The organism is Glycomyces albidus, assembly GCF_009451885.1.
Lineage (GTDB): Bacteria > Actinomycetota > Actinomycetes > Mycobacteriales > Micromonosporaceae > Glycomyces > Glycomyces albidus.
Genome location: NZ_WIAO01000002.1, coordinates 228,462 through 243,646, shown reverse-complemented (window position 1 = coordinate 243,646; position 15,185 = coordinate 228,462). Strand labels below are relative to the sequence as shown.

Below are 15,185 nucleotides of genomic sequence, written 5' to 3'. Positions count from 1 at the left end.
CGCGCGCCACGTCTGGCAGGCTATAGGGCATGGACCTGGCCACGACCATTCAGAACATCGAACGCTCCTCGTCGGCGCTGACGACCCAGTCGCTCACCCGGATGGACGAACGCCTCCCCTGGTTCCGCGACCTCCCCGCCGAGCAGCGCTCGATGGTGACCCTGGTGGCCCAGGCCGGCGTCAGGCAATTCCTGGAGTGGCTGCGCTCCTCGGGCGACGACCTCGGCTCCTCCGACATGGTGTTCGAAGCCGCCCCCGTCGAACTGGCGCGCGCCATCAGCCTCCAGCACACCGTCGCGCTCATCCAGGTCGTCATCGACGTCGTCGAAGAGCAGGTCCCCCAGCTCGCCGCCGACGGCGAAGAGGACCAGCTCCGCGAATCGGTACTGCGCTTCAGCCGCGAGATCGCCTTCGCGGCCGCCCGCGTGTACGCCCGCGCCGCCGAGACCCGCGGCGCCTGGGACGCCCGCCTCCAGGCGATGCTCGTCGACGCCCTCCTGCGCGGCGACAACTCCGACGAGCTCATCAGCCGCGCCGCCGCCCTCGGATGGTCCGAGACCCAGACCATCACCGTCGTCTGCGGCGCCACCCCCGGCGGCGAGGCCACCCTCGTCCTCCACTCCGTCCAGCGGGCCGCCCGCCGGCTCGGGCTCGACATCCTCGCGGGCGTCCACGGCGCCCGCCTCGTGCTCCTCCTCGGCGGCGTCAAGGAACCCGTCGAGATCGTCGAGAAGCTCACCGGCCAGTTCGGCGACGGCCCGATCGTGGTGGGCCCCACCGTGACCGGACTCGCCGAAGCCTCCTCGTCGGCCCTCGCGGCCGTCGCCGGCCACCGCGCCGCCCCCGCCTGGCCCGACGCGCCCCGGCCCGTCACCGCCATGCAGCTCCTCCCCGAGCGCGCCATCGCCGGCGACGAGGCCGCCCGCCTCGGCCTGCGCGAAGGGGTCTTCATGACCCTGCGCCGCGCCGGCGGCGAACTCCTGGAGACCATGGACGCGTTCATCGCCTCCGGCGGCGTCCTCGAAGGCACCGCGCGCGAGCTCTACGTCCACCCCAACACCGTCCGGTACCGGCTCCGCCGCATCCAGGAGGTGACCGGTTTCTCCCCCACCGATCCGCATGAGGCCTTCGTGCTGCGTGTGGGGTTGACCATAGGGCGCCTGGAGAGCTCGCCGGGGACCCGGCGTTCTCGCAGTTGACAACGAGTGTTGTAGATTCTCCACAAGAACCGCGCGGGCATTCAGTCCTCTGACTGCTCCCGTATCCCATGCCATCGATGCGAAAGTTCTAGTGTGCTTGCCATTCTCGCTCCCGGGCAGGGCTCGCAGAAGCCCGGGTTCCTGACGCCGTGGATCGAAGACCCGGCAGCCGCCTCGCGGCTGCGCGAATGGTCCGATCTCATCGGCCTCGACCTCGTCCGCCTCGGCACCGAAGCGGGCCAGGACGAGATCACCGACACCGCGAACACCCAGCCGCTGCTCGTCGCCGCGGGCCTGCTCGCGGCCGAGCGGCTCCTCGCCGACCCCGCCGTCGACGCGGCCGCCACGGTCGTCGCCGGGCACTCGGTCGGCGAACTGACCGCGCTCGCGATCGCCGGGGTGCTCACGCCCGAGGCCGCCGTCCGGCTCGCCGCCGTCCGCGGCCGCGAGATGGCCGCCGCCTGCAACATCGAGCCGACCACCATGGCCGCCGTCCTCGGCGGCGTCGAGGACGAGGTCCTCGCCCGCATCGAGGCGTCCGGCGCCTGGCCCGCCAACCGCAACGGCGCCGGCCAGATCGTCGCCGCCGGGCCCGTGGCCGCCATCGAGAAGCTCGCCGGCGACCCGCCGGAGAAGGCCCGGATCATCGCCCTGAGCGTCGCCGGCGCCTTCCACACCCCGCACATGGCCCCCGCCCAGGAGGCCCTCGAAGCCGTCGCCGCCGACATCGCGACCGCCGACCCGACCCGGACGCTCCTGTCCAACCGGGACGGCAGGCCCGTGACCACCGGCGCCACCGCCTTGCAGCAGCTCGTGGCCCAGGTCACCTCACCGGTCCGATGGGACGCCTGCATGAGTACGCTTGGAGAACTGGGCGTCACGGCGGTGATCGAGCTGCCGCCGGCAGGGACGCTCACCGGACTGGCCAAGCGGGCGCTCAAGGGCGTGGAGCGACACAACGTCAACACCCCCGACGACCTCGCGGCGGCCGCCGTACTCGCAGGGAACGAAGGAGTCGAGTGAGCGTCAACGGAACGCGAGTCGTCAGCGTCGGCCACTACCAGCCGGAGAAGGTCCTCACCAACGAGGACCTCGCCAAGATGGTCGACACCAACGACGAGTGGATCGTCTCCCGGGTCGGCATCAAGGAGCGCCGCATCGCCGCCGACGACGAGAAGGTCGCCGACATGGCGATCCACGCCGCCCGGCAGGCCCTGGAGAACGCCGGCCTCCAGCCCGGCGACATCGACATGGTCATCGTGGCCACCGTCTCCGCCAAGGACGTCTGCCCCAACACCGCCTGCCGCGTCGCCGAGGCCCTCGGCATCGACGCGCCCGCCGCGATGGACGTCAACACCGCCTGCTCCGGCTTCGAGTACGCGCTGGCCCAGGCCGACATGGCCATCCGGGTCGGCAGCGCCAAGCGCGCCATCGTGATCGGCGCCGAGAAGCTCACCGCGGTCACCGACTGGGAGGACCGCACCTCGTGCGTCCTCTTCGGCGACGGCGCCGGCGCGGTCGTGGTCGAGGGCACCGACGACCCCGCCCTGGCGATCAGCCCGGTCGTGTGGGGCTCGGAGCCGTCCATGGCCGACGTCATCCGCATCGAGGAGGACGTCCCCTACATCAAGCAGGCCGGCCAGACCGTCTTCCGCTGGGCCACCACCCAGCTCGCGCCGCTCATCGAGAAGGTCGCCGAGCGCGCCGACGTCAAGATCGCGGACCTCGCGGCCTTCGTGCCGCACCAGGCGAACCTGCGGATCATCCAGGGCATCGCCAAACGCCTCGACTTCAGCGACGAGTGCATCGTCGCCGAGGACATCGTCTACTCCGGCAACACCTCCGCGGCGTCGGTGCCGCTGGCGCTGTCGAAGTTGGTACAAAGTGGCAAGGTGGCCTCCGGCGCCCCGATCCTCCTGTTCGGATTCGGCGGCGGGCTCACCTACGCCGGGCAGGTCATCCGCTGCCCGTAACTATCGAGAGGAAATTAACTCATGGCTCTGTCTCGTGACGAGATCCGCGAAGGTCTGTCGGACATTCTCGAAGAGGTCGCGGGCGTCAACCCCGACGATGTCGCCGACGGCAAGTCCTTCACCGACGACCTGGACGTGGACTCGCTCGCCATGGTCGAGGTCGTCGTGGCCGCCGAAGAGAAGTTCGGCGTGAAGATCCCCGACGACGAGGTCGCCAACCTGAAGACCGTCGGCGACGCCGTCTCCTACATCGAGAAGGGTTAATGTGACTGAGGTAGTCGTGACCGGGCTCGGCGCGACCACGCCCCTCGGCGGGGACGTGGCGTCGACCTGGGAAGCACTCGTGGCCGGACGGTCGGGTGTCCACCTGCTCGAGCACGAGTGGGCCAAGGAGCTCCCCTGCCGGATCGCCGCCGAGCTGGCGGTCGAGCCGTCCGAGGTCCTGCCTCGGGTGCGGCTGCGCCGTCTTGACCGCTCCGAGCAGATCGCGCTGGTCGCGGCTCAGCAGGCGTGGGACGACGCGGGGCTGAGCGACGACCTCGACAAGGAACGGCTCGGCGTCGTCTTCGGCTCCGGAATCGGCGGCGCGCTGACCCTCCTCGCCCAGGACGACATCCTGGAGGAGAGCGGTCCGCGCAAGGTCTCCCCGTTCACCGTGCCCATGCTCATGCCCAACGGCCCCGCCGCCGTGGTCGGCCTGGAGTTCGGCGCCCAGGCAGGCGTGCACGCCCCCACCAGCGCGTGCGCCACCTCGGCCGAGGCGATCTCCTGGGCCGCCGACATGATCCGCGCCGGCCGTGCCGACGTGGTCGTGGCTGGCGGCGCCGAGGCGGTCATCGGCGGCCTGCCGATGGCCGGGTTCTCCTCGATGAAGGCCATGTCGACCCGCAACGACGACCCCGAGCACGCCTCCCGGCCCTGGGACCGCGACCGCGACGGGTTCGTCATGGGCGAGGGCTCGGGCGCGCTGATCCTCGAGCGCCGCGACCACGCCGAGGCGCGCGGGGCGAAGATCTACGCGGTCGTGGCGGGCTCCGGCCTGACCTCTGACGGCTACGACATCGTCCAGCCCGACCCGGAGTGCCGGGGCGGCGGCCGGGCGATGGCGGCGGCGATCAAGCAGGCCGGCATCGACCCGAAGGACATCGGCCACGTGAACGCCCACGCCACCTCGACGCCGGTCGGGGACATGGCGGAGGTCAAGGGCATCAAGCGCGTGGTCGGCGACCACGTGGTGCTCACCGCGACCAAGTCCATGACCGGGCACCTGCTCGGCGGCGCGGGCGCGGTCGAGTCGATCGCGGCGATCATGGCGATCGTCGACGGGGTCATCCCCCCGACGATCAACCTCGAGAACCCCGACCCCGCCCTGGACCTGGACGTGGCCGCGAACGAGGCCCGCAAGGTGGAGCTGAAGGCCGCGCTCAACACGGCGTTCGGCTTCGGCGGCCACAACGCGGCGCTGCTGTTCGCGAAGGCGTAGCCGTAGTGAACTAGCGGTCCAGGACGAAGGCGTAGCCGTAGTGAACTAGCGGTCTAGCCCGAAGGCGTAGCCGTAGTGAACCAGCGGTCTAGCACGAAGGCGTAAGTGACGCAACGACATCGGAGGCCCCGTCGCGAAAGCGGCGGGGCCTTTCCGTGTGCCACGGGAATCGGGAGTGTCTCGGCGGGTCTCGGAGCGCCTACCACAAATCGGACGGACGAGGGTCCCCTGGATCAAAAATACGCCCGGGGTACGACATTCCATCGAACGTGATCCGCCCTCAGAACGACTCGCCCGGTACCACGGTCGGCAGCCGAAACCGGGGGCCAGCACTACCGTGAAGAGGGCGCCATTTTCCTACACTGTTGAAAGCGGACCCCACCGCGCACATCAGAGGAAACAAAAGATCCCGAAGGAGCCCACCGTGACCGCGACCCCCTACGCCACAGAGGACCCGCCGAGGCCGGCCGGCCCGCCGGCGCCGATCACCAAGGCGGAGCGCTCGCTCGCGCCCGACATCGCGCGCGGCGGCATGCTGCTGTTCATCGCGCTCGCCAACGTCCCGGTCCACCTGTGGGGCATGGACCGCGACAAGTACAACCACTTCACCGGCCAGTCGACCGCCGACCACGTCGCGTACTTCATCGAGCAGCTCCTCATCGCCGAGCGCTCGCGCCCGATGTTCGCGCTCCTCTACGGCTTCGGCATCGCCGTCATGGCCTCGCGCATGTTCGCCCGCGGCATGGAGCCCAAGGGCGTCCGCAAGGTCCTGCGCCGCCGCTCCTGGTGGCTGCTCGCGTTCGGCTTCCTGCACGCCGTGTTCCTGTTCTACGGCGACATCCTCGCCCCGTACGGCGCCATGGGCCTGATCGCCCTGTTCTTCGTCAACCTCTCCGACAAGGCGCTGAAGCGGTGGTTCTGGGCGACCGTCGCCTACGTCGTGCTCATCGGCAACACGATGTTCGCGTTCTTCTTCACCGGCAGCGCCCAGCCGCCCGGCGACGACAGCCTGCCGCCCTACCTGAGCCAGATGCTCACCGGCGCCATGGTCTCGCCCGTCGGCGCGGTCGCGACCGTGTTCGTCGGCGCGTTCTTCCCGTCGATCATCGGCGGCATGATGCTCCAGCGCTCGGGCTGGCTCAACCACCCCGAGGACCACCTGCCGCAGCTCAAGAAGTACTTCATCTCGGGCATGGTCGTGAACGTCCTCAGCTCCCTTCCCGTGGCGCTCGTCGGCCTCGGCGCCTGGGAGCCCTCGCGCGGCGTGTGGATCGGCGCGGTCTACCTGACGCTCCTCGGCGGCATGTACGCCGGGTTCGGCTACATCTGCGGGTTCGGGCTGCTGGCGCACAAGCTGCGCGGGTACGGCCGCCGCGGCGTCCCCGGCGCACTGGCCGCGGTCGGCGAGCGGTCGCTGACGAGCTACCTGCTCCAGTCGTTCATCATGGCCCCGCTGCTCGCCGCCTGGGGCCTCGGCCTCGGCGAGGACCTGGGCTACCTGGGCGCGTTCGGCGTCGCCTTCGGCACCTGGGCGGCCACCGTGGTCATCGCGGTGCTGCTCGACCGGGCCGGCAAGCGCGGGCCGTTCGAAGTGCTGCTGCGGCGCCTCACCTACGGCCGCAAGCGGTCCTGACCGCCGACCGCGACGCCCCCGCATCGGATCGCCGACGCGGGGGCGTCCGCGCGTCCCGGCCCGTGACAGAATACGGCCGTGCAAGTGAGCGACATTCCGTTCCGACTGCTGCGGGCCGCCGTGTTCGCAGCGGTCTCGGGGTCGGCTTCGCTCCTGCTGCACCTGTGGAGCGGCGGGCACGCCCCAGGTCCGCTCCAGGCGGCCGCGGCGTTCGGTCTCGTCTTCGGAGTCGCCTTCGCCGCCGGAGGCCGCCAGCGCGGCTTCCCGGCCCTCGCACCGCTGTGCCTGGCGGCGCAGTGGGGCCTGCACGAGCTGTTCCAAGGCGCGCTCTTCAACGAGACGCTGCTCCAAGGCGCGGCCGAGACCGCCGCGCACGCGCACGGCTCCGGGGTGAGCATGTGGCTGGTCCACATCGCCGCGGCCCTGGCGCAGGCGTCGTGGCTGTCGCGCGGTGACGCCGCGTTCGCGTCGCTGCTCGATCTGCTGACGCTGTGGTTCGCGCGCCTGGTGCGCATCACGGGCCTGAACGCCCCGGTCGCGGTCCGGCCGCGCCGGTTCCCGGTTCGGACGCGCGCGCCGCGTCCCGCCCCGGTCGCCTCGGCGGCCATCTCGCGGCGCGGTCCGCCGCGGTTCGCTTTCTGATCCCTGTCGTCCCCCGGCGCCGTCCGGCGCCACCCCCTGCCCGGTGCACGGCTGCTCCGGGCTGCTCAGAAAGCGAAGCATGTCTACACCGAGGATTTCGGCTGCCCTGCGGCGGCCGCTGCTCCGGCTGCATTTCTACGCCGGGATATTGATCGCACCGTTCCTGCTGGTCTCGGCCTTGACCGGGCTGGCGTACGCACTCTCCTACCCGCTGGAGGACTTCCTGTACGAGGATTTGCGGACCGTCGAGCCCGCCGGCGAGGCGCTGACGCTCGCCGCCCAGGTCGACGCGGTGTCCGAAGCGCACCCCGACTGGACGGTGACGGCGGTGCGGCCCGCGGCCGAGGCCGCCGCGTCGACCGCGGTGCTGGTGGACGACGGGGTCGTCCGCGAGTCGGGCGCCGTCGCCGTGGTCTATGTGGACCCGTACACCGGTGAGGTGCTCGGCGATTCGACGACGTACGGGTCCTCGCAGGCCGGGCCGGTCCGCGAGTGGGTCTCGACGCTGCACCGGAACCTGCACCTGGGCGAGCCGGGCAGGATCTACTCGGAGCTGGCGGCGAGCTGGCTGTGGGTGGTGGCGCTCGGCGGCCTGGTCCTGTGGATCGCGCGGCGGCGGCGCGGCGGCGGCTTCTGGCGGCCGAGACCGCAGGGCTCGGGGCGGAACCGGACGCTCGCGTGGCACGGGCCGGTCGGGCTCTGGCTCGTCGCGGTGCTGCTCTTCCTGTCGGTCACGGGCGTGACCTGGTCGCGGTTCGCGGGCGAGAACGTCGCGGAGCTGCGGGAGGCGCTGAACTGGACGACGCCGTCGCTCACGCTGGATTCGGGCGCGGGTTCGGGCGACCATGCCGAGCACGACCACTCGGGCGCCGCGGGCGCGTCGCCGTTCGCGGTGGCGCTCCTCGACGGCGTGTACGCCGCGGCGCTCGACGCGGGAATGAGCGACCCGATGCAGATCACGCTGCCGACCGGGTCGGACACGCAGTACCTGGTGGCCGAGCAGCGGCGGTCGCTGCCGCTGGAGCAGGACCAGATGATCGTCGACACCGCTTCGGGCGCACCGGAAGCGGCCGAGGAGCTGCGGTTCGCGGACTGGCCGGCGATGGCGCAGGCGACGAACGTGCTCATCGCCGCGCACATGGGCCTGCTGTTCGGCCTGGCGAACCAGGTGGTCCTGGCGGCCGCGATGGTGCTCGTGGTCCTCATGGTCGTGTGGGGCTACCGGATGTGGTGGCAGCGGCGGCCGCAGGGCGCACTCATGGGCCGGCCGTACCCGGGCGGCGGGCTGCGGCGGCTGCCGTGGCCGGTGGCCGCGGCGGTCGTCGCAGTCGCGGCCGGGGTCGGCTGGTTCTTCCCGCTGCTGGGGATCTCGTTGGCGGCGTTCGTGGCCGTCGATGTCGCCGTCGGGCTGTGGCGGCGATTCCGGAGGCCGCCCGCCGGGGACGGGACCGGCGAGGCGACGGTGACGCGGCGGACGGCGCTGGCGACGGCGACGGTCTCGGCCGCGGTCGGCGCGGGCGCCGGGATGGCGGTCGCGAACGGCACCGGCGGCGACGGGTCCGGCGCCGAGGACCGCGGCCCGGACGTGGAGCCGTTCTACGGGGACCGGCAGGCGGGGATCGCGACGCCGGGCCAGAGGCACGCCCTGTTCGCGTCGTTCGACCTCGCGGCGGCGGATCTCGCGTCCGGTGCGGCGCTCGACCCTGCCGCGGTGGCCGCGAATCTGCGAGCGCTGCTTCAGGACTGGTCGGCGGTCGCGGCTGCGCTGGCGGCCGGTGAGGCGCCGCCGAAGGCCGCGATCGACGGGCCCGACCAGTTCGACGCGGAGGCGGTGGCGGCGGGCCTGGACCCGGCGCGGCTGACGGTGACGTTCGGGATCGGCCCGGCGGCGTTCGCGAAGGCGGGCCTGGAGGCGGCGCGGCCGTCGAAGCTCGCGGAGCTGCCGGAGTTCGACGGCGACAAGTTGAATCCGGCGTGGTCGGGCGGCGACCTGCTGCTCCAGGTGTGCGGCGACGACCAGCAGGTTGTGTCGAACGCGTTCCTGGAGCTGCGGAAGCGGGCCGTGGGCCGGGGGTCGCTGCGGTGGGTGCAGCAGGGGTTCTCGTCGGCGCCGGACGGCGGGACGCCGCGGAACCTCATGGGGTTCAAGGACGGCAGCGCGAACCCGAAGGCGGGCAGTGAGGAGTTCGACGCCCGCGTGTGGGCGGTCGACGCGGAGCCGTCGTGGTTCGAAGGCGGCACGTACCTGGTGTTCCGCAAGATCCGGATGCGCCTGCCGGACTGGTCGATGCTGTCCGCGGAGGACCAGAACCTGACGTTCGGGCGGGAGCGGGACTCGGGGGTGCCGCTCAGCGGCGGCGGCGAGTTCGACCACCCGGACTTCACGGCCCTGGACGCCTCGGGCCTGCCCGCGGTTCCGGCCGATTCGCACATCGCGGTCGTGCACGACGCGGCGATGGTGCGGCGCGGCTTCAACTACGACTACGGGTTCCTGACCCAGGGCGACGTGTCGTCCGACGCGGCGACGGACGGGCACCTCGACGGGCACATGCACGCCGAGCACCCGTACGACGCGGGGATGCTGTTCGTGTCGTTCCAGGCGGACCCGCAGGTGTTCATCGACGCGCAGGAGAAGATGGCCGCCTCGGACCGGCTCACGGAGTTCATCACCGCCGAGGGCTCGGGGGTGTTCGCGGTCCCGCCGGGCGCGGCCGAAGGCGGCTTCGTCGCCGCGGACCTGTTCCGGGCGTGAGCCGAAGGGGCGGGCGCCGAACGGCGCCCGCCCCTGTCGGAGGCCCGGTCAGAAGCCGGGGACGAGCCCGTCGGGCGAGTCCCGCTGCGGCGCGGGCACATAGTCGGGCACGACCTCCACGGCCGTGCCGGGGGCTCCCGCGATCGGGGCCGGCTGAAGGGAATGCGGCTGCGGCTGCGGCTGCGGCTGCGGCTGCGGCTGCGGCTGCGGCTGCGGCTGCGAATCAGTCTGCGGCGCTTCAGGAACCGGCGTTCCGAATCCAGGCGTTTCAAACCCGATCGTTTCGAACCCGGGCGTTTCGCTCACCGGCAGTTGCGGAACCGGCGGATCGGTGACCGGAGCCGCCGGGGCGGGCGCCTCGGGCATCGCGGAGGCTGCGAGCAGCGCTGCGGCCGTCTGCGGAGGGAGCCGCCTCGGGACCGCTGCGGCGGCCCGGGGCGGCGGTTCGGCCCCGATCTGCCCGTACCAGAGGCAGAACACCAGGACCGCCCACACTTTGCGGGCGTGGTCGGCGCCGTCGCGGTGCTCGCGCAGGAGGCCGCGCGCGTACTCGAGATCGAGGAGGTGGCCGCAGGCGGCCTCGGCGAGGACCTGGTCGGTCCAGGCGAACATCGGCCCGGCGAGCCACTGCCGGTGCGGGGTCGGGAAGCCGAGCTTGGGGCGCTCGACGATCGAGGGCGGCACGATCCCGGCGAGCGCCCGCCGGAGGGCCACCTTCGTCTGCGGGCCGGAGAGCCGGTGCTCGGCGGGAATGCGGGAGGCCGCCTCCCAGACGCCGCGGTCGAGGAACGGGACGCGCAATTCCAGGCTGTGCGCCATGGACATCCGGTCGGCCTTGACGAGGATGTCGCCGCGCATCCAGGTGCACAGGTCCAGGTACTGCATGCGCGAGACCGGGTCGAGGTGTGCCGACTCGTCCCAGACGGGACCGGTGACCTCGCGGACGTCGGGACCGGGGCGGCGCAGCAGGCGCTCCTTCGCGTCGCCGGTGAAGATCTTCGCGTTGCCCACGAAGCGCTCCTCGATCTCGGCGGTGCCGCGTTCGAGGAAGCCCCGGCCCTTGACGCCCTCCGGCAGCGCCCGCGAGACCCGCTGCAGCAGGTGCTTCGCGGACCCGGGGAGGGCCGTGACCGCCCTGAGGGACTTCGGTTCCCGGTAGATCGTGTAGCCGCCGAAGAACTCGTCCGCGCCCTCGCCGCCGAGCGCGACGGTCACGTGCTCGGCGGCCTTCTTCGCGACGAAGTACAGCGGCACGAGCGCCGGGTCGGCGACCGGGTCGTCCAGGTGCCACACGATCCGCGGCAGCTCGGCCATGACGTCCTCGGCCGAGACCGGCGCGGGGATGTTGACGACCCCGAGCTCGGCCGCCGAGCGGGAGGCCACTTCGAGCTCGTCGTACAGTCCCGGGTCGGTGAACCGGGCGGTGAACGTCAGCAGCCGCGGGTCGACCTCGCGGGCCAGCGCGGTCACCGCCGTCGAGTCGATGCCGCTGGACAGGAGCGTCCCGACGGGGACGTCCGAGCGCATGTGCAGGCGCACCGACTCGCGCAGGGCCGCTTCGATCTCGCGGTGGAGCCGCTGCTCGTCGTCGATCCTGCGGGGGTGGAACAGGGGCCGGAAGTACCGGGTGGGCCGGGGCTCGGCGCCGGGGCGGAACAGGGCGCTGCAGCCGGCTTCGAAGCGGTGGACGCCGCGGTGGAGGGTGGCCGGTTCGGGGACGTACTGGAAGGTCGCGTAGTGGGCGAGCGCGTCGGGTTCCACCCGCTCGCGGTCGAGCCCGGGGAGGGCCTTCTTCTCGCTGGCGAGCCAGAGGGTGCCGCCGCGGCGGGTCCAGTAGAGGGGTTTGATCCCGAAGGGGTCACGGGCGGCGAAGAGCAGGTCGGCTTCGGCGTCGTGGACGACGAACGCGAACATGCCGCGGAGGCGGTGGACGACGTCGGGGCCCCAGTGCCGGTACCCGGCCAGGACGACCTCGGTGTCGCCGCGGGTCGCGAAGACCGCGCCGGTCTCGCGGACGAGTTCGTCGCGCAGTTCGAGGTAGTTGTAGATCTCGCCGTTGAAGACGATGGCGAGCTTCCCGTCGCCGCTGCGCATCGGCTGGTGGGATCCGGCGGTGTCGATGATCGCGAGCCGTTTGAAGCCCATGCGGACGCGCCGCCCGGGCGGGTCGCACGCGGTCTCGTCGGGGCCGCGGTGGTCGAGCAGTTCGAGCAGGGCCGGCAGGTCGCCGCCGGGCGGTGCGGCGGGGTCCCCCGCGCAGACGACGAATCCGCACATGAGCGCTCCTAGAGGCTGGGAAGGGTCAGTGGCTCCCATGCTCGTGCGGCCGGAGCGGCGTCGCCTCCGCCGAAGGTCCGCGACCCGGCCGCCCAGGTCTCCGGTCGCACCGCCGCCGGGCGGCGGCGGTTGCCCGACCATCGGCGGGCCGCCCCGGACCTTCGGCGGGTTCGGTTCCCGACCTTCGGATGCAACCGATGGTGCCGCCCGGGGTGTATTCCCGGCAGGCCCCGACCCGTACAAGCCCCATACAGGAGAGGAGGCGCCTCATGATCCGCGTCCTCATCGTCGACGACGAGGCTCTGATCCGGTCCGGATTCACCCACATCCTCGGGACCGCCGACGACATCGAGGTGGTCGACGCCGTCTCCGGCGGCGACGCGTTCGACCGGATCGTCGCGCTCCGCCCCGACGTGGTCCTGCTCGACATCCGCATGGCCGACATCGACGGCCTCACGATCCTGCGGCGCATGCGGGAGCTGTCGCGCCCGCCCGCGGTCGCGGTGCTCACCACCTTCGGCTCCGACGAGTACGTGGACGCGGCGCTGCGCCTCGGCGCCGCCGGCTACCTGTTGAAGGACACCAAGCCGACCCACCTCATCCACCAGGTGCGGGCGCTGGTCACCGAGGGGTCGGCGCTGTCGGGGCAGGTGACGCGCTCGATCGTCGCGAAGTACCTCGAGGCCGCCCGCGCCCCCGAGCCCGATCCGCGGCTGGAGCGGCTGACCGAGCGGGAGCGGGACATCCTGGTCCTGCTCGCGGAGGGCCGCTCGAACGGCGAGATCTCGGCAGAGCTGTTCCTCGGCGTCGGCACCGTCAAGGACCACGTCAGCTCGATCTTCGCGAAGCTGGAGGTGTCGAACCGGGTCCAGGCGGCGCTCATCGCGGAGCGGTCCGCGCTGCTGGACGGGCCCGGGGACCGCGGGACGCGATGAAGCTGCCGCAGATCCCGCAGTGGGCCTGGGACGCCGGCGTCATGCTGGTCGCGGTCGTCCACCTCGCGCTCGTGATCGACATGGACAACCAGCCGGTCGCGGGGTTCGCGATCGCCGGCGTCGCGGCGCTGCTGCTGCGCAGGCGGTACCCATTCCTGGTGTTCCTGGTGACGCTCCCCGCGGCGTTCCTGGTGTTCGAGAAGGTCGCGTCGATGATCGCGCTCTACACGCTCACCAGCACCGCCCGCCGGCCGTGGAAGCCGATTGCCGCGACGGCGATGCTCGCGGTCTGCTTCGTGTTCCAGGGCATGCAGCTGCACTACCTGTTTCTGGGCGAGTGGCGGGCGCCGTTCGACGAGGCGGTGGCGTACCTGCCGGAGTTCGTCTCGCCGCTCGGGCATTTCCTGCGCGCGTCGCTGTACTACGTGGCGATGGCGGCGGTGCCGACGCTGTTCGGGTACAGCCGGCTCACGCGCCGGCGCCTGGCCGGCCGGCTCGTGGAGATCGGCGAGGCCCGGGAGCACGAGCAGCGGCTGCTGACGCAGCAGGCGCTGGCGGCGGAGCGGGCGCAGCTCGCCCGGGAGATGCACGACGTCGTATCGCACCAGGTGAGCCTGATCGCGGTGCAGGCCGGGGCGCTGGAGCTGCAGGCGCCGGACGCGCGGACGCGGACGACCGCGGAGGCCATCCGGGAGGTGAGCGTGACGACCTTGGAAGAGCTGCGGCAGATGGTGCGGGTGCTGCACGCGAGCGGGCGCCGTCGGGAGGAGCCGGTGCCGCAGCCGTCGATCGCGCAGCTCGAGCGGCTCGTCGAGGGCTCGGGGATCGACGCGCGGCTGGAGATCGGTCCGCTGCCCGAGCTCGACCCGCCGGCGCAGCGGGCGGTGTACCGGACGGTGCAGGAGGCGTTGACGAACGTCCGCAAGCACGCGCCGGGCGCGACGACGTCGGTGCGGCTGGCGGCCGCGGGCCGCTCGGTGGTCGTGGAGGTCGCGAACACGCGGGCGACGCGGCCGGTCGTGGAGCTGCCGAGCTCCGGCGTGGGGCTGCTGGGCCTGCGGCAGCGGGCCGAGCTGCTGGACGGCGAGATCGAGTACGGGCCCGACGGGGACGGCGGCTGGCGGCTGCGCCTCACGCTGCCGCCGGCGGGCGGCTAGGGCCGGTGGGAGAGTGGGTCTCGAGTCCGTTCGCTCGCAAGGCGCCGGGCGACCCGGCTACCGGTGCGGTGAGCGGGTCGTTCGGCAGCGCCCGCCGAGCGCGCAGACGGGCGGAGGACGACCGGTCCGGTGTTCAGGACAGGCCTACGACCTGCCTGAGAATCCGGGCGGGCTAGGACCAGCGCCGGCCGGTGAGGAGCTCGTACGCCTCGATGTAGCGGTCGCGCGTGGCCTCGACGATGTGCTCGGGGATCTCGGGGGCCTCCGGGTCGTCGGGGCGCCAGCCGGTGGAGATGGCCCAGTCGCGCACGAACTGCTTGTCGAAGGACGGCTGCGTCCGGCCGGGCTTCCAGGCGGCGGCGTCCCAGAAGCGGGAGGAGTCGGAGGTGAGGACCTCGTCGGCGAGGGTGAGGACGCCGTCCTCGTCGAGGCCGAACTCGAGTTTCGTGTCGGCGATGATGATGCCCTTGGCGAGCGCGATCTCGGAGCCGCGCCGGTACACCTCGAGGGTGAGGTCGCGGACGCGGCCGGCGAGGTCGGGGCCGAGGCGGGCGGCGGTCTGCTCGAACGTCTCGGGCTCGTCGTGCTCGCCGACGTCGGCCTTCGTGGTCGGGGTGAAGATCGGCTCGGGCAGGCGGGAGCCGTCCTCGAGCCCGGCCGGGAGCGCGATGCCGCAGACGGCGCCGGTCTCGCGGTAGTCGGCGAGGCCCGAGCCGGTGAGGTAGCCGCGGACGACCGCTTCGACCTTGACCATGTCGAGGCGCTTGACGCGGACGGCGCGGCCGGCGAACTCGGCGGGCACGTCCTCGGCGGAGACGACGTGGTTGGGGACGATGTCGGCGAGCCGCTCGAACCACCACAGGCTCAGCGCGGTCAGGAGCGCGCCCTTGCCCGGGATCTCGGTGGGGAGGATGACGTCGAAGACGCTGACGCGGTTGGACGCGACGAGGATCAGGTCCGGGCCGTCGGCGTAGACGTCGCGGACCTTGCCCTGGTGAATGAGTTCCACTGCTGCTCCCCCACTTGGTGTACGGGCCCATTAGACCAGCGGGAACGTCATCCTACGTCTGGCGCGCGGCGCCGCTGTGCCGAGCGACACCTGCCGCCCCGCGGCGCCGCGGCGTACGCTGGTGC

12 protein-coding genes are annotated in these 15,185 nt (G+C 72.3%); 10 read left to right on the top strand and 2 right to left on the bottom strand.

The annotated features are described in order from the left end of the window. Nucleotides 1–29: 29 nt before the first annotated feature. From GFD30_RS02820 to GFD30_RS02785, 8 genes are all read left to right on the top strand, one after another. Nucleotides 30–1,199, top strand: a complete 1,170-nt coding sequence (locus tag GFD30_RS02820; RefSeq protein ID WP_153023677.1) for a PucR family transcriptional regulator — start codon at nt 30–32, stop codon at nt 1,197–1,199. Nucleotides 1,200–1,292: 93 nt separating this feature from the next. Next, the gene (locus GFD30_RS02815) at nt 1,293–2,222 is read left to right on the top strand and encodes an ACP S-malonyltransferase (RefSeq protein WP_322632884.1); all 930 of its coding nucleotides are present in this window, start codon (nt 1,293–1,295) and stop codon (nt 2,220–2,222) included. Continuing rightward, nucleotides 2,219–3,172: a beta-ketoacyl-ACP synthase III gene (locus GFD30_RS02810; protein ID WP_322632883.1), complete on the top strand. Its 954-nt coding sequence runs from the start codon at nt 2,219–2,221 to the stop codon at nt 3,170–3,172. Before GFD30_RS02815 ends, GFD30_RS02810 begins: the two co-directional genes overlap by 4 nt. 27 nt (nt 3,173–3,199) lie before the next feature. Continuing rightward, nucleotides 3,200–3,436, top strand: a complete 237-nt coding sequence (locus tag GFD30_RS02805; protein WP_030159099.1) for an acyl carrier protein — start codon at nt 3,200–3,202, stop codon at nt 3,434–3,436. A 1-nt stretch (nt 3,437) separates the two neighbouring features. Then, nucleotides 3,438–4,655 carry a beta-ketoacyl-ACP synthase II gene (gene fabF / locus GFD30_RS02800; RefSeq protein ID WP_322632882.1) on the top strand — a complete coding sequence of 406 codons (1,218 nt, stop codon included), beginning with the start codon at nt 3,438–3,440 and terminating at the stop codon, nt 4,653–4,655. A gap of 424 nt (nt 4,656–5,079) precedes the next feature. After that, a complete protein-coding gene (locus GFD30_RS27755) occupies nt 5,080–6,288 on the top strand; it encodes a DUF418 domain-containing protein (RefSeq protein WP_153023676.1) in 1,209 nt (402 codons plus the stop codon). A gap of 84 nt (nt 6,289–6,372) precedes the next feature. Beyond that, complete coding sequence (locus GFD30_RS02790) at nt 6,373–6,930, top strand: hypothetical protein (RefSeq protein WP_153023675.1); 558 nt, start codon at nt 6,373–6,375, stop codon at nt 6,928–6,930. Between the two features lie 79 nt (nt 6,931–7,009). After that, nucleotides 7,010–9,682, top strand: coding sequence for a Dyp-type peroxidase (locus GFD30_RS02785; RefSeq protein WP_153023674.1), 2,673 nt, complete (start codon nt 7,010–7,012; stop codon nt 9,680–9,682). Nucleotides 9,683–9,730: 48 nt separating this feature from the next. Here GFD30_RS02785 and asnB read toward each other — a convergent pair whose 3' ends face one another. After that, nucleotides 9,731–11,959, bottom strand: a complete 2,229-nt coding sequence (gene asnB, locus GFD30_RS02780; RefSeq protein WP_194201823.1) for an asparagine synthase (glutamine-hydrolyzing) — start codon at nt 11,957–11,959, stop codon at nt 9,731–9,733. A 269-nt stretch (nt 11,960–12,228) separates the two neighbouring features. Here asnB and GFD30_RS02775 point away from each other — a divergent pair, with 269 nt between their 5' ends. Together GFD30_RS02775 and GFD30_RS02770 are read left to right on the top strand one after the other, a co-directional pair. Then, entirely contained in the window at nt 12,229–12,894 is a 666-nt protein-coding gene (locus tag GFD30_RS02775) for a response regulator (protein ID WP_153023672.1), read from the top strand. Further along, a complete protein-coding gene (locus GFD30_RS02770; protein ID WP_153023671.1) occupies nt 12,891–14,051 on the top strand; it encodes a sensor histidine kinase in 1,161 nt (386 codons plus the stop codon). Before GFD30_RS02775 ends, GFD30_RS02770 begins: the two co-directional genes overlap by 4 nt. A gap of 172 nt (nt 14,052–14,223) precedes the next feature. Here the strand turns inward: GFD30_RS02770 and GFD30_RS02765 are convergent, their stop codons facing one another. Next, nucleotides 14,224–15,060 (bottom strand): phosphoribosylaminoimidazolesuccinocarboxamide synthase, encoded by an 837-nt coding sequence (locus GFD30_RS02765; RefSeq protein ID WP_322632881.1) that lies wholly within the window; start codon nt 15,058–15,060, stop codon nt 14,224–14,226. Nucleotides 15,061–15,185: the final 125 nt, after the last annotated feature.

Bases quoted from the DNA above. Each gene is read 5' to 3' on its own strand.
- GFD30_RS02820 (WP_153023677.1), top strand. From the start codon at position 30: ATGGACCTGGCCACGACCATTCAGAACATCGAACGCTCCTCGTCGGCG.
- GFD30_RS02785 (WP_153023674.1), top strand. From the start codon at position 7,010: ATGTCTACACCGAGGATTTCGGCTGCCCTGCGGCGGCCGCTGCTCCGG.
- asnB (WP_194201823.1), bottom strand. From the start codon at position 11,959: ATGTGCGGATTCGTCGTCTGCGCGGGGGACCCCGCCGCACCGCCCGGC.
- GFD30_RS02775 (WP_153023672.1), top strand. From the start codon at position 12,229: ATGATCCGCGTCCTCATCGTCGACGACGAGGCTCTGATCCGGTCCGGA.
- GFD30_RS02770 (WP_153023671.1), top strand. From the start codon at position 12,891: ATGAAGCTGCCGCAGATCCCGCAGTGGGCCTGGGACGCCGGCGTCATG.